Raw genomic sequence first — 708 nt, 5'->3', positions numbered from 1 at the left:
GCCGCGATCCCTACCGGCCGCCGGAGGTGGTCGAGAAGGTGGCCCGCGCCATCGCCGGCGCCCGGCTGGAGGTGCACGACACCGGCCATGTCATGCCGGTGGACACGCCCGATCTGGTGGTCGAGGTGATCGAGCGGTTCTGGGCCGAGGTCGCGGCCGGGGCCGTTTGAGGAAACCTCACAATGGTTTGCGGTTAAGTCGTTTGATCCCGCAAGACGGCTGAGAGACCGTCTTCGGAATTCGAAATCCGGACAGACAGGGGAGGAACCATGCCGGCGCCGATCACGCGCAGCCTCGGCGAGTTTGCCAGCGCGCTGACCTTCGAAGCCTTGCCCAGCGCGGCGGTCGAGGCCGTCATCACCGGCTTCACCGATTCCGTGGCCGTGATGTATTCCGGCATGGCCTTTCCGCTGTCGCGGATCGCCCTCGAGACCATCGGCACGCGCGGCCCCAGCGCCGAATCCCGGCTGCTGCTGGGGGCCGAGCGCGCATCGGCGGTCGACGCCGCTTTGGTCAACTCGGCCACGCTGGGCGCCGGCGTGTTCGACGACGTCGCCTTCGCCGGCTGCCACACCAGCGTGATCCTGCTGCCGGCCCTGTTCGCCGAGGCCGATGCCCTGGGCCTGGGCGGGCGCGACGTCATCCGCGCCTATGCCGCGGGCTACGAGGCCTGGGCGCGGCTGTCCGAACGCGACCCCGATTCCTATT

1 protein-coding gene is annotated in these 708 nt (G+C 69.4%); it reads left to right on the top strand.

The window, feature by feature from the left end; translation table 11 throughout:
• Nucleotides 1-269: 269 nt before the first annotated feature.
• The coding region (locus tag P409_RS35535) for an MmgE/PrpD family protein (protein WP_034849879.1) at nt 270-708 on the top strand (439 nt) is incomplete at its 3' end.

Source organism: Inquilinus limosus MP06, assembly GCF_000767795.1.
Lineage (GTDB): Bacteria > Pseudomonadota > Alphaproteobacteria > DSM-16000 > Inquilinaceae > Inquilinus > Inquilinus limosus_E.
Note: the sequence above shows the minus strand (reverse complement) of the source record. Positions and strands in the feature narration are given on the sequence as shown.